12 protein-coding genes are annotated in these 21,025 nt (G+C 69.1%); 8 read left to right on the top strand and 4 right to left on the bottom strand.

Annotated elements, in window-relative coordinates; translation table 11 throughout:
• The first annotated feature begins 150 nt into the window (after window positions 1-150).
• The gene (locus tag BUB20358_RS22255; RefSeq protein ID WP_035976098.1) at window positions 151-885 is read left to right on the top strand and encodes an ABC transporter substrate-binding protein; all 735 of its coding nucleotides are present in this window, start codon (window positions 151-153) and stop codon (window positions 883-885) included.
• Between the two features lie 102 nt (window positions 886-987).
• Here BUB20358_RS22255 and uvrA read toward each other — a convergent pair whose 3' ends face one another.
• Both uvrA and wecB read right to left on the bottom strand, forming a co-directional pair.
• A complete protein-coding gene (uvrA, locus tag BUB20358_RS22250; RefSeq protein ID WP_035975537.1) occupies window positions 988-6,882 on the bottom strand; it encodes an excinuclease ABC subunit UvrA in 5,895 nt (1,964 codons plus the stop codon).
• A 628-nt stretch (window positions 6,883-7,510) separates the two neighbouring features.
• Window positions 7,511-8,725 (bottom strand): non-hydrolyzing UDP-N-acetylglucosamine 2-epimerase, encoded by a 1,215-nt coding sequence (gene wecB / locus BUB20358_RS22245; RefSeq protein ID WP_035976095.1) that lies wholly within the window; start codon window positions 8,723-8,725, stop codon window positions 7,511-7,513.
• 1,281 nt (window positions 8,726-10,006) lie between these two features.
• Between wecB and BUB20358_RS22240 the strand changes: the two genes are divergently transcribed.
• The 7 genes from BUB20358_RS22240 (at window position 10,007) to glmS (ending at window position 19,916) form a co-directional block, all read left to right on the top strand.
• Window positions 10,007-11,566: a glycosyltransferase family 2 protein gene (locus BUB20358_RS22240; protein ID WP_035975532.1), complete on the top strand. Its 1,560-nt coding sequence runs from the start codon at window positions 10,007-10,009 to the stop codon at window positions 11,564-11,566.
• Between the two features lie 3 nt (window positions 11,567-11,569).
• Window positions 11,570-12,586: a polymer-forming cytoskeletal protein gene (locus BUB20358_RS22235; protein ID WP_035975530.1), complete on the top strand. Its 1,017-nt coding sequence runs from the start codon at window positions 11,570-11,572 to the stop codon at window positions 12,584-12,586.
• 11 nt (window positions 12,587-12,597) lie between these two features.
• The gene (locus BUB20358_RS22230) at window positions 12,598-13,599 is read left to right on the top strand and encodes a YaiO family outer membrane beta-barrel protein (protein WP_035975528.1); all 1,002 of its coding nucleotides are present in this window, start codon (window positions 12,598-12,600) and stop codon (window positions 13,597-13,599) included.
• An 11-nt stretch (window positions 13,600-13,610) separates the two neighbouring features.
• Complete coding sequence (locus BUB20358_RS22225) at window positions 13,611-14,402, top strand: hypothetical protein (protein WP_006767121.1); 792 nt, start codon at window positions 13,611-13,613, stop codon at window positions 14,400-14,402.
• Between the two features lie 304 nt (window positions 14,403-14,706).
• Window positions 14,707-16,872, top strand: a complete 2,166-nt coding sequence (locus tag BUB20358_RS22220; protein WP_006767120.1) for a polysaccharide deacetylase family protein — start codon at window positions 14,707-14,709, stop codon at window positions 16,870-16,872.
• 88 nt (window positions 16,873-16,960) lie between these two features.
• On the top strand, window positions 16,961-18,073 hold the full coding sequence (locus tag BUB20358_RS22215; protein ID WP_006767119.1) for a hypothetical protein: 1,113 nt from the start codon (window positions 16,961-16,963) through the stop codon (window positions 18,071-18,073).
• A gap of 25 nt (window positions 18,074-18,098) precedes the next feature.
• Entirely contained in the window at window positions 18,099-19,916 is a 1,818-nt protein-coding gene (gene glmS, locus BUB20358_RS22210; RefSeq protein ID WP_006767118.1) for a glutamine--fructose-6-phosphate transaminase (isomerizing), read from the top strand.
• Window positions 19,917-20,021: 105 nt separating this feature from the next.
• Here the strand turns inward: glmS and BUB20358_RS22205 are convergent, their stop codons facing one another.
• A complete protein-coding gene (locus BUB20358_RS22205; protein ID WP_035975526.1) occupies window positions 20,022-20,414 on the bottom strand; it encodes an outer membrane protein assembly factor BamE in 393 nt (130 codons plus the stop codon).
• Between the two features lie 44 nt (window positions 20,415-20,458).
• Window positions 20,459-21,025 (bottom strand): YadA family autotransporter adhesin (locus tag BUB20358_RS22200; protein ID WP_174905118.1); only part of this gene is annotated, 567 nt, incomplete at its 5' end.

Genomic DNA, 21,025 nt, shown 5'->3' with positions numbered 1-21,025 from the left:
CGTATCGGGAAAAACGCGTAGCCGCTCGCGTTTCGACTCGACGCTCGGCACCGGCTCGCCGGCTCGCCGCATCGGATCGATCGCTGCGCTACGCCCTTGAACCTGACCGTCGACGCGTTCAGCCAGACGGTCGTCGCCAAGAGGACGCTCATGACCGTCGATTCTTCCGTCATCTCCGCATTCACGCCGACCGGCAAGCTGCGCGCGTCGATCAATCTCGGCAATCCGATCCTCGCGAATCGCGATCCGGCCACCGGCGAACCGTTCGGCGTGTCGATCGATCTCGCGCGTGCGTTCGCCGAACGGCTGTCGGTCGAACTCGAACTCGTCGTGTTCGATGCCGCCGGCAAATCGGTGCAGGCGCTGACCGACGAGCGCGCGGACTTCGGCTTCTTCGCAATCGATCCGTCGCGCGGCGAGACCGTCGCGTTCACCGCGCCTTACGTGCTGATCGAAGGGTTCTATCTGGTGCGCGACGATTCGCCGATCCGCTCGAACGACGACGTCGATCGGCCGGACCATCGCGTCGCGGTCGGCAAGGGCAGCGCGTACGATCTGTTCCTCACGCGCGAGCTGAAAGCCGCGCAGATCGTGCGTGCGCCGACGTCGCAGGCGGTCGTGCAGACCTTCATCGAGCAGGATCTGGAAGTCGCGGCCGGCGTGAGGCAGCAGCTCGAATCCGACGCCGCGAAGACGCCGGGCCTGCGGCTGCTCGACGAGCGGTTCATGGTGATCCGGCAGGCGATGGGCGTGCCGAAGAGTCGCGGCGAAGCGGCCGCGGCCGTGCTCGGCGAATTCGTCGAGGAGATGAAAGCGTCCGGGTTCGTTGCGGACGCGCTGCGCCGGCATCGGATCGCCGGCGCATCGGTCGCGCCGCTCGCGTAAACGAATGCGCGGTTAGAACCCGCCGTCATACAAAAAAACGGCTCCGGTGCGCGTGCACGCACCGGAGCCGTTCATCGACACACGTTCATCGACGCGTCGCGCTCAACCGACGCGCGCTTCGCTGTCCCGCACCGCTTCGCCGTCGTCGACGCGCGTTCGTGCCAGCACCGGCTTCAGCGCGTGCCCCGTATGGCTGTCGCGCACCTGCGCGAGCGCTTCCGGCGGCGCGGCCGCGACGATCGTCCCACCGCCGACGCCGCCTTCCGGGCCGAGATCGATGACCCAGTCGGCTTCCGCGATCACGTCGAGATCGTGCTCGATCACGACCACGCTATGGCCCGCATCGACGAGCCGGTGCAGCACGCGGATCAGCTTCGCGACGTCCGCCATATGCAGGCCGACCGTCGGCTCGTCGAGCACGTACAGCGTGTGCGGCGCCTTCTGCCCGCGCCGCGTGACGTCGTCGCGCACCTTCGTCAGTTCGGTGACGAGCTTGATGCGCTGCGCCTCGCCGCCCGACAGCGTCGGCGACGGCTGGCCGAGCGTCAGATAGCCGAGCCCGACGTCCTTCATCAGCTGCAGCGGATGCGCGATGTTCGAAATCGGCGCGAAGAATTCGACCGCCTCGTCGATCTCCATCGTCAGCACGTCGCCGATATTGCGGCCGCGCCACGTGACGGCGAGCGTTTCGGGATTGAAGCGCTGCCCGTGACAGACGTCGCACGGCACCTTCACGTCGGGCAGGAAGCTCATGCCGATCGTGCGCACGCCTTGCCCTTCGCATGCCGGGCAGCGCCCTTCGCCGGTATTGAACGAGAAGCGCGACGCGGTATAGCCGCGCGCACGCGCTTCGAGCGTATCGGCGAACAGCTTGCGGATCGTGTCCCACACGCCGATGTAGGTTGCAGGACACGAGCGCGGCGTCTTGCCGATCGGCGTCTGGTCGACTTCGAGCACGCGGTCGATCTGCTCCCAGCCGCTGATCGATTCGCAGCCCTGCCACGCGTGCGTGACGTTCAGCGACGGCCGCGGCGCGCTGCGCGCGAGCACGCTCGAGCGGCGATTCGCGGCCGGCGCATCCTGCTGCGCGGCCTTGCGCGCGCGCCGCGTGGCCGGCGACGACAGCACCGAGCGTCCGACCGCATCGAGCAGGTTCGTCATCAGCACGTCGCGCGCGAGCGTCGACTTGCCGGAGCCGCTCACGCCCGTGACCGCGACGAGCCGCGCGAGCGGGATGCCGACCGTGACGTCGCGCAGGTTGTGCAGCCGCGCGCCGTGCACGGTCAGCCACGCGTCGGGCACCGCCGGCGCGCCGGGTGCGGCCGGCGCGCCGACGCTGCGGCGCGGCTGCAGCGGATGCACCATCGGCTGCGCGAGCAGGCGGCCCGTGACCGACGCCGGCTGCGCGGACAGATCGGCGACCGCGCCCTGCGCGACCAGCGTGCCGCCGCGCTTGCCGGCGCCGGGGCCGACGTCGATGATGTGATCGGCACGGCGGATCGTGTCTTCGTCGTGCTCGACGACGACGAGCGTATTGCCCTTGTCGCCGAGCTTGCGCAGCGCGTCGAGCAGGATCTGGTTGTCGCGCGGATGCAGGCCGATCGTCGGCTCGTCGAGCACGTAGCACACGCCCTGCAGGTTGCTGCCCAGTTGCGCGGCGAGCCGGATGCGCTGCGCTTCGCCGCCCGACAGGCTCGGCGCCGCACGATCGAGGCTCAGATAGCCGAGCCCGACCTCCTCGAGAAACGCGAGCCGGCTGCCGATCTCGCTGACGATGTCGCGCGCGATCTGCGCGTCGCGCCCGGCAAGCTGCAGCCCGTCGATCCACCGGCGCGTGTCCGACACCGTCCACTGCGCGACGTCGACGATCGAACGCGCGTCGAACGTGACCGCGCGCGCGGCCGGATTCAGCCGCGTGCCGCCGCAATCCGGGCACGGCTCGTTGCCGACGCCTTCCGGCTCCTGCTCGTCCGACGGCAGTGTCTGCTCGCGGCCGCGGCCGTCCTCGACGAACACCGTGTCGTCGTACGCCGCGCGCTGTTCGCGCGTCAGCGTGACGCCGGTGCCGACGCAGGTCGTGCACCAGCCGTGCTTGCTGTTGTACGAGAACATCCGCGGGTCCAGTTCCGGATAGCTGGTGCCGCACACCGGACACGCGCGCTTGACCGACAGCACCTTGACCTCGCCGACCTGCGCGGTCGGCCGGTTGCCGGCGATCGCATCGCGCAGCCCGTCGAGCGGCGCGAGCAGATGCATCACGCCCTTGCCGATCTCGAGCGTCTCGTCGAGCAGCCGCCGCAGTTCGGCCTCGTTGTCCGGCGACACGACGACGTCGGCCACCGGCAGCTCGATCGTATGCTCGCGGAAGCGGTCGAGCTTCGGCCACGGATCGACGGTCACGAACTCGCCGTCGACGCGCAGATGCGTGCTGCCGCGCGCCTTCGCCCATTTCGCGAGATCGGTATACACGCCCTTGCGGTTCACGACGAGCGGCGCGAGCAGGCCGACGTGCTGGCCGCGATGATCGCGCAGCAGCTGCGCGGCAATCGACTCGACCGATTGCGACGTGACCGGCGTGCCGTCGTGCACGCAATGCTGGAGGCCGAGCTTCACGTACAGCAGCCGCAGGAAGTGCCACACCTCGGACGTCGTCGCGACCGTGCTCTTGCGCCCGCCGCGCGACAGCCGCTGCTCGATCGCAACCGTCGGCGGAATCCCGTACACCGCGTCGACTTCGGGCCGCCCGGCCGGCTGCACGATCGAGCGCGCATACGCGTTCAGCGATTCGAGATAGCGGCGCTGCCCTTCGTGAAACAGGATGTCGAATGCGAGCGTCGACTTGCCGGAACCCGACACGCCGGTGATCACGTTGAACTTGCCGTGCGGAATGTCGACGTCGAGCGATTTCAGGTTGTGCTCGCGCGCATTGACGATGCGCACGACGTCCTCGCCTTCGATCGCACGCCGCTCGCGCGCCGCGTTCAGCACCGCCTGCAGCGGCACGCCTTCGTCGGCGCGCGCCGCTTCGGCGTCCATCGCGCGGTCATACTGCAGCAGCGCGGCGCCCGTATGCGATTCGGCGCACGCCTTCACGTCCTCCGGCGTGCCCGCGCACAGCACGAGCCCGCCGCCGTCGCCGCCTTCCGGCCCGAGATCGATCAGCCAGTCGGCCGCGCGGATCACGTCGAGGTTGTGCTCGATCACGATCAGCGAATGACCGGCCGCGAGCAACTTGCCGAACGCCTGCATCAGTTTCGCGATGTCGTCGAAATGCAGCCCCGTCGTCGGCTCGTCGAACATGAACAGCCGCGCGGCAGGCACCGCTTTCGTGCCGGTGCGGCGCGTGCCGGCCGCGGCGGCGGACTCGGCCAGAAAGCCGGCCAGCTTCAGCCGCTGCGCCTCGCCGCCGGACAGCGTCGGCACCGGCTGACCGAGCTTCACGTATTCGAGGCCGACGTCGACGATCGGCTGCAGCACGCGCAGCACGTCGGCGTCGGCGGCGAAGAACGCGGCCGCCTCGCTGACGGTCAGGTCGAGCACGTCCGCGATGTTCAGCGCGCGGCCGTCGCGCTCGATGCGCACTTCGAGAATCTCCGCGCGGTAGCGGCGGCCGTCGCAGTCCGGGCAACGCAGATACACGTCGCTCAGGAACTGCATCTCGATGTGCTCGAAGCCGGAGCCGCCGCACGTCGGGCAGCGGCCGTCGCCCGAGTTGAAGCTGAACGTGCCGGCGCCGTAGCCGCGCTGCAGCGCGAGCGGCGCCTTCGCGAACAGCTTGCGTATCTCGTCGAACGCGCCGACATAGCTGGCCGGATTCGAGCGCGTGGTCTTGCCGATCGGCGACTGGTCGACGAACACGACGTCGGTCACCTGGTCCGCGCCGGTCAGGCTGCGGTACGCGCCCGGCGCCTCGGTCGCCTTGCCGAAATGCCGCGCCATCGCCGGATAGAGCACGTCCTGCAGCAGCGTCGACTTGCCGGAGCCCGACACGCCGGTCACGCACACGAGCCGCTGCAGCGGAATCTCGACCGTCACGTCGCGCAGGTTGTGCTCGGTCGCGCCTTCCAGCACGATGCGCGGCGTGTGCGCGTCCACCGGCCGGCGCGCCCAGTTCGACGCGTGCGCGACGTGCTTGCGCCCGCCCAGATACTCGCCGGTCAGCGTGTGCGCGGCGCGGATGTCGGCCGGCGTGCCGTCGTAGACGATCGTGCCGCCGCGCTCGCCCGGCCCCGGCCCCATGTCGATCAGCCGGTCGGCCGCGAGCATCACCGACGGATCGTGCTCGACGACGACGAGCGTATTGCCCGCGTCGCGCAGCCGCTGCATCGCGTCGACGATGCGCGTCAGATCGCGCGGATGCAGCCCGATGCTCGGCTCGTCGAGCACGAACAGCGTCTTCGTCAGCGACGTGCCGAGCGCGGTCGTCAGGTTGATCCGCTGCACCTCGCCGCCGGACAGCGTGCGGCTCTGCCGGTCGAGCGTCAGATAGCCGAGCCCGACGTCGCACAGATACTTCAGCCGCGTGCGCACTTCGGCGAGCAGCAGCTTCAGCGCATCGTCGAGCAGCGCGCTCGGCAGCGTGACGTCGTCGAAGAAGCGGCGGATGCGCTCGATCGGCAGCAGCATCAGGTCGTGCACGGTAAGGCCCGGCAGCGCTTCGAGCTGCGCGCGGGTCCAGTCGACGCCGCGCGGCATGAAGCGCCCGGCGGGCGCGAGCACCGCATCGGCGTTCGCCTTCGAGCCGAGCCGCCACAGCAGCGATTCGGTCTTCAGCCGCGCGCCGCCGCAGACCTCGCACGGCGTGTAGCTGCGGTACTTCGACAGCAGCACGCGGATATGCATCTTGTACGCTTTCGATTCGAGATAGCCGAAGAAGCGCTTCACGCCGTACCACTGGCTCTGCCACTTGCCGTTCCAGTCCGGCGAGCCGTTGATCACCCAGTCGCGCTCCGCGGACGTCAGCTCGGCCCACGGCGTATCGCGCCGGACGTTCGCCTTCGCCGCATAGCGCATCAGGTCGTCCTGGCATTCCTTCCACGCGGGCGTCTGCATCGGCTTGATCGCGCCGCCGCGCAGCGTCTTGCGCTCGTCGGGGATCACGAGGCCGAGATCGACGCCGATCACGCGCCCGAAGCCGCGGCACGCGTCGCACGCGCCGTACGCGGAATTGAACGAGAACAGCGCGGCCTGCGGCTCCGCATAGCGCAGATCGCTGTCGGGATCGTGCAGCCCGGTGGAGAAACGCCACACCTGCGGCTCGGCCGGCGCGCCGCCGTCCTGCGGCTCCGGCGCGAGCACGTATACGTTCACGCGGCCGCCGCCGCGCTTCAGCGACGCCTCGATCGCGTCGAGCACGCGCACCTTGTCGGCCTGCTGCACGCGAAAGCGGTCGGCCACCACGTCGAGCACCTTGCGCGGGCCGGTGGGCGACGCGACTTCGCGCCGCGCCTGCACGCGCGTGTAGCCGCTCGCCGACAGCCACTGCTCGATCTCGGCGTCGGACGCGCTATCCGGCAGCTCGACCGGAAACGTGACGACGACGCGCGGATCGCCGTCCTTCGTGCGCGCGACGAGATCCGCGTAGATCGTCTCGGGCGTGTCGTGCCGCACCGGCCGCGCGGTCTTGCGGTCGAACAGCTCGGCCGCGCGCGCGTACAGCAGCTTCAGATGATCGTTCAGCTCGGTCATCGTGCCGACCGTCGAGCGAGAACTGCGCACCGGATTGGTCTGGTCGATCGCGATCGCGGGCGGCACGCCGTCGACGCGCTCGACCTGCGGACGGTCCATCCGGTCGAGAAACTGCCGCGCATACGCGCTGAACGTCTCGACGTAGCGCCGCTGGCCTTCCGCGTACAGCGTGTCGAACACGAGACTCGACTTGCCGGAGCCCGACGGGCCGGTGACGACCGTCATTTCGCCGGTGCGCAGATCGAGATCGACGTTCTTGAGATTGTGCTGACGTGCTCCGCGAATGCGGATCAGATTGCTGGATGACAATTTGTCTGCCCGTTCGAATGAGTTAGCCCGAGGTCACGGCGCCGGAACGCTGCGGCGCGCCGGCACGCGCGGCACACGCGTCGCAATGTGCTCGCCTGTGCGGCCCGCTTTCGGCGGATACTATACTGTATATTCATACAGTTTTCCATGCCTGGCCGCGAGCGCGTGCCGGGGCCGCCGGCGGCACGTTGCCGTCGCGTCGCGCGATCACGCATGGCGGGTCGGAATTGCGGGCAACAGCGATCGGCCGGCCGGTGCAGATCGTCTTCTCAGAATTGAAACAGCGAGCGAAGCGCCGGCACAGGGGGGCCGCCCGCGCGCGGCGGAGGCGGCGGACAGCGGGCGGCGTGAAGTCGAACGCGTACGCGGGCGATATCTGCCGGTGCGGCGCAGGCATCCGGCGAGCGCACCATCCAGTGTCCGCAGGATTGATTCGGTATTGAATTGCGGCGCGATGTCGCGAGCCGATACGACACGCGAGACAGCAGGTCGACGGTGCTCATCCGCACGCCGTTCGACCGCGGTGCGCCGCGGCAGCGGCAACGCGTGCTTCTGCTCCCGCGCCGGCACGCGCGCCCAGCGGGCGGCGCCACCGCCGACGCGCAACCAGCGCCCGCACCGCGTCCCGCTACGACAGGCGCGGAATCGCGGCGAGCGCCAGCGCGTCGTACGGCGTCTCCGCGGTGCCCATCCCGAAGCTCGTCGTCTTCGCGAGTGCGCCCGGCGTATGCATCAGCGCGTGAACGATCCGCTCGCTCGCATGACCGTCGCCGTACGGATTGCTCGCGCGCGACATTTCCTCGTACGCGCTCTCGCTGTCGAACAGCCGCGACGCCTCCCACACGATCCGCTCCGGATCCGTGCCGACGAGCCGCGCGGTGCCGGCCGCGATCGCCTCGGGCCGCTCGGTCGTCTCGCGCGTGACGAGCACCGGCTTGCCGAGCGCCGGCCCTTCTTCCTGGATGCCGCCCGAATCCGTGATGATGAAATGCGCGCGCGACATCAGGAACACGAACGACAGATATTCCTGCGGCTCGATCAGATAGATGTTCGGCACGTCGCCGAGCAGCGCGCGCGCCGGCTCGCGCACGTTCGGATTCAGGTGCAGCGGATAGACGAACTGCGCGTCGCGATACCGGTTCGCGAGCGTGCACAGCGCACCGCAGAAATGACGGAACGGTTCGCCGAAGCTCTCGCGGCGATGGCCGGTGATCAGCACGACGGGCCGCGACGGCTCGAGAAACGGAAAGCGCGCGGCGACCCGCGCGGCCAGCGCGTCGTTGCGGTCGAGCATCCGCTTGACGTCCTGCAGCGCGTCGATCACCGTGTTGCCGGTCACCAGCGCGGTGCCGACCTGCACGCCTTCGCCGAGCAGGTTTTCGCGCGCCTGCTCGGTCGGCGCGAAGTGCCACGACGACACGGCGTCGGTCACGCGGCGATTCAGCTCCTCGGGCCACGGCGACCAGATGTCGCCGCTGCGCAGTCCCGCTTCCACGTGGCCGACCGGCAGATAGCGGTAGAACGCCGCGAGGCTGACCGCGAGCGTGGTCGTCGTGTCGCCGTGCACGAGCACGACGTCCGGACGCAGTTCGTCGAACACGATGCCGATCGCCTGCAGAATGCCGGTCGTCACGTCGGTCAGCGTCTGGCGCTCGCGCATCAGGTTCAGATCGTAGTCCGGCCGGATGTCGAACAACGTCAATACCTGATCGAGCATTTCCCGATGCTGGGCCGTCACGCATACGCTGACGTCGACGTCCGCTCTCGCCTTCAGCGCACGAACCAGCGGCGCCATCTTGATAGCCTCGGGGCGAGTCCCGAACACAAGCAAGATCTTCTTCATCGTTATCCTCGTTTGAGCCTTTTCGTGCGCCGGATCGCGCGGCACGTCGCGCAACGCGCAGAGGGCGACGCCGTCCGTACGCGCACGCATGTCGCGGCCGGCATCGGCTGCGACATGCAACGCCGTGGCGGCGCGAACGCACCGTGCGGCCCGCGCCGGATGCGGATCGTGCGGCTGCCGGCCGTCCCGTTTTCGCTGGTTCCCGTCACGTCATCAGTCGCTCCTCGCGGTGGGGTCGCGCGTCAACCCGATGCGCCGCCGTACGGCGCCGCGCCGGCACACGTGCTGCATCCGCTCCAGCAATATTCAAACCAGCAGCGCTGCGGCCGGACCCGGCGCGTGCAGCGGCCATCCGCGGCGACGCGGAACGTTTCACAACTGCTACGGAAGCCGTATCGACGGGCACGCGCGATACGGATGCACGACGCGCGTGTCGCACGCGTCGTGCAGCGTGCCGGGCGCATGCATCGGCGGCGCCGCGCGAACGCCGCTTGCGAAACGGCGGCGCGCGGCTTTCGAACAGGCGTTGAATCGGCTTGAGTCGGCTTGAATCGCGTCGATCGCCCGCTTTCGTCTGCGCAATGCGCGGCTCGCGATTCGGCACGCGATCGACGTGCGCGGCAGGGGATTTCCGCCGCGGCCAGCGGCATTCGTATCGCGCGGATCGACACGCGAGAAACGTTGCGTATCTGTAACGCGCGGTCATGCATGTTCGTCTGCCCGCGTACGCGGTCGCCGCCGTGCGGCTGCATCGGCATGCGTGCGCGCCGATTCGTCGGACAGGTCGAATTGCGCACGCGGCGGCCGATGCGCATGCAACGAACGACGCGCGGCGCGCGTTTTTCGGTCGAGCCGCGCCGCGCAACGCGGCAGCACCGGTTCAACGTGCAAGCGGACCGCCGCGTCGCGCACCGGCCGCAACGCGCTTTACACACGATCCGGACATTTGGCATCACCGCTGATTCGCCGCTGAATCAAAACCCGCCGCCGCCGCGCGCCGCGCACGCCGCTCGCGCGCCGCCATCCTTGCCGGGCGCGGCCTCGCGGCCGATGGCTCGCGCCTTGCTTGCAAACCTGACAGGCGTGTCCCGAAGCGCTACAACGACAGCCGGCAGAACGGCGCGCCACCGCAACGAAGCCGGGAAGCGACGCGTGCGCGCGTGGCGGCAGGACCGCCGCGCCCGTGCGACGAACGTGCCGCCGCTTCCATTGACATCCGCGCGATCGGTGCGCCGCCGTCGGGCGTGCATCGGTCGCCGTCGCGAACACGGGGATCAGGACATGAAGAACACGCGGACGGCGTCAATCTGCGTCGAATGCCTGCTGCTGCTGATCGTGCTGGCCTGCTCGCTCGCGGTGCGCGACACCGCATCGCGGCCGCCCGTCGAAGCGGCGCCGCTCGACATGCGCGCCGTCGTCGCGACCGCGCCGGCCGCGGACGGCCGACGCGCGGACGCGATGCCGGTATCGCTTTCGATACGCACGCCGACGGACGCCGACACCGATGCGAACGCACCGTTCGACGCCGCCCCCGCCGACGCCGCGCCGATCGGGCTCGATCGCGACCTGCTGGTCGCGCCGTGCGTCGCGTATTTGTGGCTGTTCACGCTGCTCACGTGCATCTATGCCGCACGCCATTACGTGTTCAGCGTCGACCGTCTGTTCAAGCCGCAGCGCGCGCCGTACCACGCGATCACGCACGGCGACTGGCCGCGGCTCACCGTGTTCGTCGCCGCGCACAACGAGGAAGCCGTCGTCGTCGATTGCCTGATGGCGCTGCTCGCGACCACCTATCCGCGCGACCGGCTGACGATCGTGCCGGTCAACGACCGCTCGACCGACAACACGCGCGCGCTGATCGACCAGGTCCAGGCGCTCGCGCCAGACCTCATCAAGCCGTTTCACCGCGACAGCGGCAAGCCGGGCAAGGCGGCCGCGCTGAAGGACGCGCTGCGCTTCATCCGCGGCGACATCATGGTCGTGTTCGACGCCGACTATCTGCCGCGGCCGGGGCTGCTGAAGGAACTGGTCGCGCCGTTCTTCGACCCGGAAGTCGGCGCGGTGATGGGACGCGTCGTCCCGCAGAACGCGGACAGCAACCTGCTCGCGCGTCTGCTCGACCTCGAGCGCGCGGGCGGCTATCAGGTCAACCAGCAGGCGCGCAACAACCTGAACCTGGTGCCGCAGTACGGCGGCACGGTCGGCGGCATCCGCAAGGGCGCGCTCGACGCGGTCGGCGGCTGGTGCGACGACACGCTCGCCGAAGACACCGACATGACGTACCGCCTGCTGCTGAGCGACTGGCGCACCGTGTATCTGAACCACGCGGAATGCTACGAGGAAGTGCCGGAGCGCTGGGCGGTCCGTGCGCGCCAGCTCACGCGCTGGGCGAAGGGACACAACCAGACGCTGCTGCGCTATCTCGTGCCGGTGCTGCGCAACCCGCTGGTTCCGCCGCTCTGCCGGCTCGACGGCGCGCTGCTGCTCGGCGTCTTCCTGATGCCGGCGCTCCTCGCGCTCGCGTGGGCCGCCGCGCTCGCGCTCTATCTGTTCAACGGCTTGAATTCGACGGCGCTCGGGCTGCTCGTGTCGCTGCTCGCGCTGTTCGCGTTCAGCACGTTCGGCAATTTCGGCGTGTTCTTCGAGATCGTCGTCGCCGCGCGGCTCGACGGTCGCGCGACGCGGCTGCGGCTCGTACCGGTCAACGTGGTCGGCTTTTGCGTGACGATCGCGGCGGTCGTATCGGCACTGTGGGGACTCGCGCTGGATGCCGCGTTGCGCCGGGAACTGAAGTGGGACAAGACCGAGCGCTTTCGCCGGCAACTGAAACCGGGGCGATGAACGATGACGACCTTCAATGCGATGGTGCCCGTGGCCGGCGTGCTGAGCCTGCCGTTCCTGCCGATGCTGCACGAACTGATCCGGCGCAGCGACGTCGCGGCGCTGCCGATCGGCGACGGTCCGTTCGTCGATCACGCGCTGCTCGCCGCGCAATGGCGCGATGCATTGCGTGCGCACGTGAGCGGCGAGCCGCCGGCCGAGCCGCACGCGCCGCCGCCGTGGGCGGCGCTCGGGCTCGCGGTGCGGCATGCGGATACGCTGCGCGTCGCGCGCGGCGAGCAGCCTGCCGACGTGCTGTACGCCGATCGCACGATCGCGCTCGACGGCGGCGCGCGCGCCGCGTATGCGTTCGCCGGGCAGCGCATCGACGTGCGCGCGGGCGCGACGATCGGCACGCTCGCGCATGCGCCGCACGTCGACGTCGACGGCGCGGTGCTGCGCGGCGTCGTGGTCGCCGGCACGATGCATCTGCGCGGCGCCGGCGGCTTCGCATGCCTGTACGGCGAGCCGATCGTGTTCGGCGACGCGCCGGCCTGCGCCGACGCTGACGCCGCCACCGCCGACACCGCAGCGGCCGCCGTGCCGCGCCGCGCGATCTCGCTCACGCGCCACTTCGCGAAGCTCCCGCATCGCTACGTGCACGGCCGCTATCTGCTGCACGCGGACGTGCGTCTGCCCGCGCATACGGTCGTGCAGGGCAACCTCGTCGTCGAAGGCAGTCTGGTGCTCGGCGAAGGCTGCGTGCTGCGCGGCAGCGTGAAAGCGCATCGCGTCGTGCTCGAACGCGACGCGCTGCTGCACGGCGCCGTGTTCGCGCGCGACGACGTGCAGCTCGCGCGCGCGAGCTGCATCGACGGCGTCGTGTCGGCCGGCGGGCTGCTGCGCATGTCGGGCGCGCGCATCGGCGTAGCCGGCCACCCCGTCAGCGCATGCGCGCGCGACGTGTCGATCGTCGGCCACGCGTGCGTGCACGGCGACCTCGTCGCCTTGCGCAGCGGCTGGTTCCACGCATCGCGTTAAGGAGTGTCGTCATGTCGGATCGTCGCTACCCCCGCGGCCCGCGCGTACCGGTTGCATCGCTCGCGATGCTGTGCGGCGCGGCCTTCGGCTCGCCCGCCGCGCTGGCCGACGCGGAGACGGCGGCGCCCGAGCCGCCGGCCGGCGCCGTTACCGTGATCACGCCGCGGCACGTCGACGAGACCCGCTTCGTGCGCGTGAGCGCCGACGGCCTGCCGGACGGCATGTCGCTCGCCGAATTCTCGCCCGACGAACCGAACCGGCCGCCGCTGCCCGACGCGATCGCGACGCACGCGCGCGCGCCGCAGGAACGGCACGTCGAGCTGTCGCTCGGCTATTCGAGCGCGCATCTGACGCACGGCTACGGCGACTGGTACGGCGTGCATCTGCGCGGCACCTATCAAGGCGACGGCCGTACCGTGCTCGGCGAACTCGCGCAGCTGCACCGCTTCGGCGAGAACACGCAACTCGGCGCGCTGACCTACGTGCAGGATCTGGGCCCCGACTGGTTCGGCAGCGCCGGCTTCGCGGGCACGACGTCCGGCACGATCCTGCCGAGCGCGCGCGTCGACCTGTCGATCAACCGCAAGCTGCTGTCCGACCGCTCGCTGATCGTGTCGCTCGGCGCCGGCTACGCATGGAACCGCAGCGGTCACCGCGACCAGCTGTATCACGCGGGCGTGATCTGGTACGCGCTGCCGAAGTGGATCTTCGAAGCCGGCGCGAACTACACGGTCGATTCGCCGGGCTCGGTGAAGGCACCCGCGTACTACGGCGCGGTGACCTACGGCGAAGTCGGCAAGAGCGTGGTCGTGCTGCGCGGCGGGTTCGGCCGCGAAGCGTATCAGGTCACCGGCTCCGGCTCGCAGATCGCGGATTTCCGCAGCCACGAACTGTCTGCGAAATGGCGCTACTGGTTCACGCGCAAGTGGGGAACCCAGGTCGAATTCGACTACTACCACAACCCGTACTATTCACGGTTCGGCGGCGAGCTGAGCGTGTTCTATCGCTGGTAGCCGGGCGCGCCATGCAGACGCGTTCCGCCCCGCCTGCCGCCGACCGCTCGCTGCGGACCCATCCGCATCCGCAGCGCTGGCTCGCGTCGATCGCGCTGCTGACGCCCGCGCTGTACGCGTCGCTGTGGTTCGGGCTGCCGTTCGCGTGGCGCTACTGGCGCGCGGTGATGGCCTGGGGCGCGCAGCAGATCGATCCGGCGCTGCGCGTGCGCGTGATCGGCTATCCGGCCGGCGCGCCGCGCGTGTCGCTGCTGTCGATCGACGTCGCGGCCCGAATGCCGGACGACACGCTGCTCGCCGCGACCGCCGCGCTGTGCACGATCGGCTTCGGCGCGTCGTTCGTGCGGCGCGCGAGCTGGCTACCCGTTGCATATCTGTTACGGATCGCGAGCTTCACGCAGTTGCTGATCTGCGCGTATTTCTGGCTGATGCCCGGCGCGTTTCCATACGTGCCGCTGCTGCACCTGCGCGACATGTTCGTGCTGCACGGCGCGGCGATCGCGCTGATTCCGCTGCTGATGGCCGCGCTCTACTACCCGCTCGATTTCTCGCTGCTGCAGAAGGCGGCCGCATCGGCGCTCGTGCTCGGCTATTTCGTGTTCGCGCTGCCGTTCGTGATGCTGCTGCACGCGGCGATCGTCCATCACGGCACGCTGCTGTTCCTGCCGTTCTGCTACTTCCTGCTCGGCGGGCCGCTGCTGATCGGCCTGCTCGTCACGCTGTACACGTACTGCGCGAGCTGGCCGGGCGCGCTGACGGACGCGGCCGATCCTCCGCACAAAAACCCGCCGTATCAGCGATGAAACGATTCCGGCGCGTTTGCCGCCGCCGCGCGCGGCGGCGCTCGCACCGAGCCAGCAGCGCCGCGCCTTCGCGGCCAATGGCACGTTGTTCGCTTCTTTCGCTGCGTAGTATCGATTCCGCTTCACCGGCGACGACGGTGCGGCGCGCCGACGCGTTCGCGCCGGTTCGCCGGCCGTCGACCGGCGCCGTCCGATGCCCGTCGGACCGGATCGCCGTGCGCATCTACGGGGCAAGATTGGTCGACCTGGCGGCACGCACCGCTGCTGACGCGCGCCACCCCATTCGTTGAGCGAGGAGCACACCATGTTGGCAAAGTCAGGCAAGTTGCTGCGGATCCTGTTCGCGTCGTTCGCGCTCGCTTTCGCGTTCGCCGCGGGCGCCGTCCAGGCAGCCACCAACCAGATCATCCTGCTGATACCGAACAACCTGACGCTGCCCGATCCGCGCGTGTCCGCATGGCTCGACAGTGCGCAGGAAGAAGGGCTGCAGCTCACGGTGATGACCGACAGCCAGTTCATGTCGGCCGGCGCGTCGCTGTCGCAGTATCCCGGCCTGATCCTGCCGGACCAGGTGCACACGACCGCCGACGACACGCTCGTCACCGCGATCCAGAACTACGCGCTCAACGGCGGCAAGGTGATGCTCGTCTACGACTTCGGCGTACTGAACTCGGCCGGCTTCTACGTGAGCCCGAAGTCGCGCTTCAGCAGCATGGCGGGCGTCGATTACGTGCTGTACGACCAATACGGCGGCAACATGATCGGCCTCGGCAACGTGACCGGCATGAGCAGCTGGCTGCGCACGCTGCAGGTGCCGCCCGGCAAGTCGATGGCGTGGACGACGACGACCGCATCGACGACCACCGCGAGCACGCTGGCCGCGACGAGCAGCAGCGGCACGACGACGAGTTCGGCATCGACCGGCCAGCCGGGCTCGAGCACCGCGCTCTTCCTCGCGGCGAGCCCGTCGAACCCGGGCGGTCTCGCGAACTACAACCACAACGCGTGGTTCCAGTACACGACGCCGACCGCCGGCACCGGCACGATCAGCCAGACGCTGCCGAAGCTGACCGGCGTCGTGACCGGCAAGCTGAAGAAGACCGCCACGTACAGCGCCAGCTCGCTGCTGAGCACCGCGACCGGCACGCTGGCCAACACGCTCGCGGCGATCACCGGCACGTCGACCGCCACCACCGACACGCTCGAAGGCATTTCGGGCTACGTGTACGGTTTTCTCACGTATCCGAGCTTCGTCACGCAGGGCACGTATTCGGGCACGACGATCCTGACGTCGCCGAACTTCGGGCTGGTGTCCGGCTACAACCCGTACGGCAACGGCGGCGTGCTGTTCGTCAACCTGCCGCTCGCGTATCTCGACGGCCAGACCGACGGGATGCTGCTCCACGGCTATCTGCATTATTTCGGCACGCAGCTGCTGAAGCTGCCGTCGCTGTCGCCGCTGCCGAAGGCGATGGCCGGGCTCGTGTTCAACTGGCACTTCTGCGCGGGCGACCAGATCCAGCCGGCGCTCTACCTGAAGAGCCTCGGCATGTGGAACAACGGCCCGTTCTCGATCGTCGTCACCGCGGGCCCCGATGAAGCGACGTTCGGCGACGGCGACGGGATCAACCTCGCGAACAACCCGACCGCGCAGAACCTGCTGAAGTACTTCGTGACCAAGGGGCATCGCGTCGGCAGCCACGGCGGGTGGATCCACGACTACTGGGGTGCCAACGCGAGCGAAACGAATCAGAGCACGTTCCAGCAGTATCTGGTGATGAACCACCAGGCGGTGATGGCCGCGACCGGCCAGCCGGACGTCGAATACGCGGCGCCGGAAGGCAACACGCCGACCTGGTCGGTGAACTGGCTGGAGAGCAACGGCTTCAACGGCTACTACTTCACCGGCCATACCGGCTCGGCGCCGACCCGCGCATACCGCAACGGCGCGCTGCTGAACCCCGGCCTGTGGGCTTATCCGGTGATGCCGTTCGGCAAGTACGCGACGTTCGAGGAGTTCCAGCAATATGCGGTACCGACGAGCGACGTGAACAACTGGTACGCGAGCCTGATGAACTTCGTCGTCGCGAACCGCACGAGCCGGCTGATCTACGCGCACCCGCTCGGCGCGTCGTCCTATACGTCGACGCTGAACGCGATCTTCACGCAGGCGAACATGCTGAAGGCGTCGGGGCAGTTCAGGTGGTACACGATGAGCGACATCACGACGTTCGACAAGGCGCGCCTGAACGTCACGTGGTCGGCGACCGATACGGGCACCGGCTGGTCGTTCTCCGCGAGCCATCCGAGCAGCCTCGCGAACATGACGTGGCTGCTGCCGAAGGCCGCGTACGCGCAGCCGGCGATCACGCAAGGCAGCGCGACCGTCGTGACCACCGACTCGACGAACTGGCTCGTGATCGCGAACAGCGGCACGACGCTCAAGTTCTCCAGCGCGAAGGTGCACTGAGCCGCCACATCGAACCCGTCGCCGGCGCGGCGCGGCCCACGCCGCGTCCGGCGACGATTGCGCAGGATCACCGCGCAGGAGCCCCATCATGAACCGGCCCGCGCTTTTGAAGGCCGCGCGCACGTGCGCGGCGGCCGCCGTCCGGCTGTGCCGCCGTTCGCGCGTCGCGTGCTGCATCGCCGCGTGCGGCTTCGCGCTGCACGCGGGCGCGGCCGAACTCCAGCTCGACGGGCTGTATCAACGCCCCGACGGCGCGATCACCGTGCGCCTGAACGGCGCGGGCATCGATCCTTATTTCGCCGCGAAGGCGCTGCTCGGCGCGTCCGACGCGCAGCTCGACGCGCACCGCGCCGCGCGCGCGTGGATCGCATGGCTGCTGCCGCGCCAGCGGCCGGACGGCGGCTTCGATCGCTACTGTCTGAACAACGGCCAGTACGACGCGTGCGCGCAAGCCGACGCCGACGACGCGATGATGGCGACCTGGATCGAACTGCTCGCGCGCTTCGCGCCGCCCGACGGGATGCCGGCCGCATGGGAGCGCAGCCTGAACCGCGCCGCCGCGCACCTGGACGCGCTGCTCGACAAGCGCACCGGCGTCTACCAGATCTCGTCGTCGCTACACGTCGCGCTGCTGATGGACAACGTCGAAGTGCACAGCGCGTTCCAGGCGCTCGCCGCGTATTACGTGCGGCACGCGGACTCCGCGCGCGCGGCGCCGTGGAGCCAGCGCGCGGACCGGCTCGCGTCGGCGATCCTGACGGTGTTCTGGCGCGGGTCGCAGTCGGGCTTTCGTCCGAGCACGCAGCGCATCAGCGATACGAGCTTCTATCCGGCCAAGGTCGCGCAAATCTTCCCGATCCTGTCCGGCATCCAGGTGCCCGACCAGTCGAACGCGACGCTCTACGCGCAGTGGATGCGCAAATACGGCAAGGCGTGGCTGCAGCTTGCCGGCGCCGATTATCCGTGGGGGCTGATCGCGCTCGTCGCGTTGAAGATGAACGACTCGAACACGGTCGCATGCTGGCACGCGCGCTCCGGTCCGTACCGCCACGGCGCGCACTGGAACGTACTGGAGGAGGCGCTTTACCTGGCATTCGAAAGCCGGCTGGCCGATCCCGTCGCGCCCGCGCAATGCGGATTCGCGACGGCGGACGCCACGGTGACCGCGTCGAACTCACGCAACGGCGTGCGCGGTCCGTAAACGGACAAACGGTAGGAGTCGTGTCATGTGTGGGATTGTCGGCGCGGTCGCGCAACGGAACATCATCCCGATCCTGATCGAAGGCTTGCGCCGCCTCGAATATCGCGGCTACGACTCGTGCGGCGTCGCGACGGTCGTCGACGGACAGGCGCGCCGCGCGCGCAGCGTATCGCGCGTCGCCGACCTCGACGCGCACGTGCGCAGCGCCGGGCTCGCGGGCAGCACCGGCATCGCGCACACGCGCTGGGCGACGCACGGCGCGCCGGCCACCTGCAACGCGCATCCGATCTTCTCGCGCGACGAGATCGCGCTCGTGCACAACGGCATCATCGAGAACCACGAAACGTTGCGCAGGCAACTGGTCGACGCGCATTACGAGTTCGACGGCCAGACCGACACCGAGGTCGTCGCGCATCTGATCCACAGCCAGTATCGCGGCGACCTGCTCGCTGCCGTGCGCGACGCGACCGCGCAGCTGCAGGGCGCCTATGCGATCGCGGTGTTCAGCAAGCGCGAGCCGCAGCGGCTGATCGGCGCGCGGGCCGGCTCGCCGCTCGTCGTCGGCCTGAAGGACGGCGAATGCTTTCTTGCGTCCGACGCGCTCGCGCTCGCTGGCATCACCGATCGCTTCATCTTTCTCGAGGAAGGCGACATCGTCGAGCTGACGCCCGGCGGCGTGACCGTGCTCGATCGCGACGGAACGCCCGTCGAGCGGCCCGTGCAGACCGTGACGTCCGCGCAGGCCACGGTCGAGCTCGGTCCCTACCGGCATTTCATGCAGAAGGAGATCTTCGAGCAGCCGCAGGCGGTCGCCGCGACGATTCCCGACGCAGGGCTGTTCGATCCGGCCGTGTTCGGCCCCGATGCGCGGCGCGTATTCGAGCAGATCGACAACGTGCTGATTCTCGCGTGCGGCACGAGCCACTACTCGGGGCTGACCGCGCGCCGCTGGCTCGAAACGATCGCGCGCATGCCGGCGCAGGTCGAGATCGCGAGCGAGTACCGCTACAGCGACGCGCTCGCGCTGCCGAACACGCTCGTGGTGTGCGTATCGCAATCGGGCGAGACCGCCGACACGCTCGCCGCGCTGAAGTACGCGCAGTCGCTCGGCCATCCCGACACGCTCGCGATCTGCAACGTGCCGACCAGCGCGATGATGCGGCAGACCGCGCTGCGCTTCCTGACGCGCGCGGGCCCGGAAATCGGCGTCGCGTCGACCAAGGCGTTCACGACGCAGCTCGTCGCGCTGTTCATTCTCGCGGTGACGCTCGGACGGCTGCGCGGCTGCGTCGACGATGCGCAGCTCGCGCGCTACACGATGCAGCTGCGGCGGCTGCCCGGCGCGCTCGACGACGTGCTCGCGCTCGAACCGCAGATCGAGCGCTGGGCGGCCGAGTTCTCGCGGCACGAGAATGCGCTGTTTCTCGGGCGCGGGCTGCATTACCCGATCGCGCTCGAAGGCGCGCTGAAGCTGAAGGAAATTTCGTATATCCACGCGGAAGCGTATCCGGCCGGCGAACTGAAGCACGGGCCGCTTGCGCTCGTCACGCAGTCGATGCCGGTCGCGACGATCGCGCCGAACGATGCGCTGCTCGAGAAACTGAAGTCGAACATGCAGGAAGTGCGCGCGCGCGGCGGCCAGCTCTATGTGTTCGCGGACGCCGATACGCGGATCGACAACGGCGACGGCATTTCGGTGCTGCGGATGCCCGACTACTACGGACTGCTGTCGCCGATCCTGCACGTCGTGCCGCTGCAGCTGCTCGCGTATCACGCCGCACGGCTGCGCGGCGCGGATATCGACAAGCCGAGGAATCTCGCGAAATCGGTGACGGTCGAGTGACGGGCGGCGCCGTATCCAAGTACGACGAACACCGACGCAAACGGGCGCCGATCCGGTATTTCGATCGGCGCCCGTGCGCGTGCGCGTCGACGCGTCGCACGCGCATCAGCCCTCGCGCGCCGCGCCCTTCTTGCCGAACGCTTCGCATTCCGCGCTGTTCCAGCGCGTCTTCACGATCCGGTTGTCCGAATCGAAGCGCACCTGGTATTGGCAGGTCGCGACCTTTCCGCCGTCGCGGAAGTGGAACAGGTAGTCCCACGTCGACACGTGAAAGATCCACTCGTGGAAATGCGGCGGCCCGAGCAGCTCGTACAACTGGTTCTTCGTGACGCCCGGCTCGACCTGCGCGAGGTTCGCGAGATTCGGATACGTGCCGTCCGGCCAGGTGGCCGTGTCCGGCGACGGAAACGGCGGATCGCCCTGCTGCGTGGCGCATCCGGTCAGTGCGGCGACGGCGATCGCCGCCGCGGCCGCGAGCTTTGCAATGTGTGCGTTCATGATTGGCATCGTTTGAATGATTGGGAAACGGCGCATCGCGCGACTCACCACTGATACCCGGCGCCGACGACCGCGCCGTACGTGCCGCGCGTGTTCGTCGATACCGCGGCCTTGTAGATCCAGTGGTTGTTCTCCGAGATCGTCGAAATGCCGAGCGCCTGCCCGGACTGGCCGCGATACACGCTGCCCGCGATCGCGACCATGCTCTTGCCCGGACCGGACGGCTGCGGCAGTCCGGCGACCGCCATCGCGGTCGCGGTGCCGCCGTCCGCGTCGCGGCGGTACGAGTCGAGGCTGTTGCGCAGCCCCGCGATCTGGCCGTCGGTGTAGCTGTTCGCCTGCGACAGCGTGTTGCTCAGGCCCGCGTTCAGCTGATTCACGTTCACCGCGTCGGTGCCTTGCGTACCGGCCGCGACGTTGACCACCTGCCGCGCCGAATCCGCGGAGCCGACCGCCAGCACGTTCGAGCGCCCGCCGTCGTTGCTGCCCGCGCCGATCGCCGTCGAGTTGTTGCCCGACGCGGTCGAGCCGACACCGATCGCCGTCGAACCGTTGCCCGACGCCTGCGAGCTGTTGCCCACCGCCGTGCTGTTCGAGCCCGACGCGACCGC

The sequence above is a fragment of the Burkholderia dolosa genome (assembly GCF_902499135.1).
In the GTDB taxonomy this organism is placed as follows: Bacteria; Pseudomonadota; Gammaproteobacteria; order Burkholderiales; family Burkholderiaceae; genus Burkholderia; species Burkholderia dolosa.
This window is presented reverse-complemented; position numbering and strand designations above follow the sequence as displayed.

Excerpts from the sequence above, each read along its gene's own strand:
- BUB20358_RS22255 (WP_035976098.1), top strand. The coding sequence starts at position 151 with ATGACCGTCGATTCTTCCGTCATCTCCGCATTCACGCCGACCGGCAAG.
- wecB (WP_035976095.1), bottom strand. The coding sequence starts at position 8,725 with ATGAAGAAGATCTTGCTTGTGTTCGGGACTCGCCCCGAGGCTATCAAG.
- BUB20358_RS22240 (WP_035975532.1), top strand. The coding sequence starts at position 10,007 with ATGAAGAACACGCGGACGGCGTCAATCTGCGTCGAATGCCTGCTGCTG.
- BUB20358_RS22235 (WP_035975530.1), top strand. The coding sequence starts at position 11,570 with ATGACGACCTTCAATGCGATGGTGCCCGTGGCCGGCGTGCTGAGCCTG.
- BUB20358_RS22230 (WP_035975528.1), top strand. The coding sequence starts at position 12,598 with ATGTCGGATCGTCGCTACCCCCGCGGCCCGCGCGTACCGGTTGCATCG.
- BUB20358_RS22225 (WP_006767121.1), top strand. The coding sequence starts at position 13,611 with ATGCAGACGCGTTCCGCCCCGCCTGCCGCCGACCGCTCGCTGCGGACC.
- BUB20358_RS22220 (WP_006767120.1), top strand. The coding sequence starts at position 14,707 with ATGTTGGCAAAGTCAGGCAAGTTGCTGCGGATCCTGTTCGCGTCGTTC.
- BUB20358_RS22215 (WP_006767119.1), top strand. The coding sequence starts at position 16,961 with ATGAACCGGCCCGCGCTTTTGAAGGCCGCGCGCACGTGCGCGGCGGCC.
- glmS (WP_006767118.1), top strand. The coding sequence starts at position 18,099 with ATGTGTGGGATTGTCGGCGCGGTCGCGCAACGGAACATCATCCCGATC.
- BUB20358_RS22205 (WP_035975526.1), bottom strand. The coding sequence starts at position 20,414 with ATGAACGCACACATTGCAAAGCTCGCGGCCGCGGCGGCGATCGCCGTC.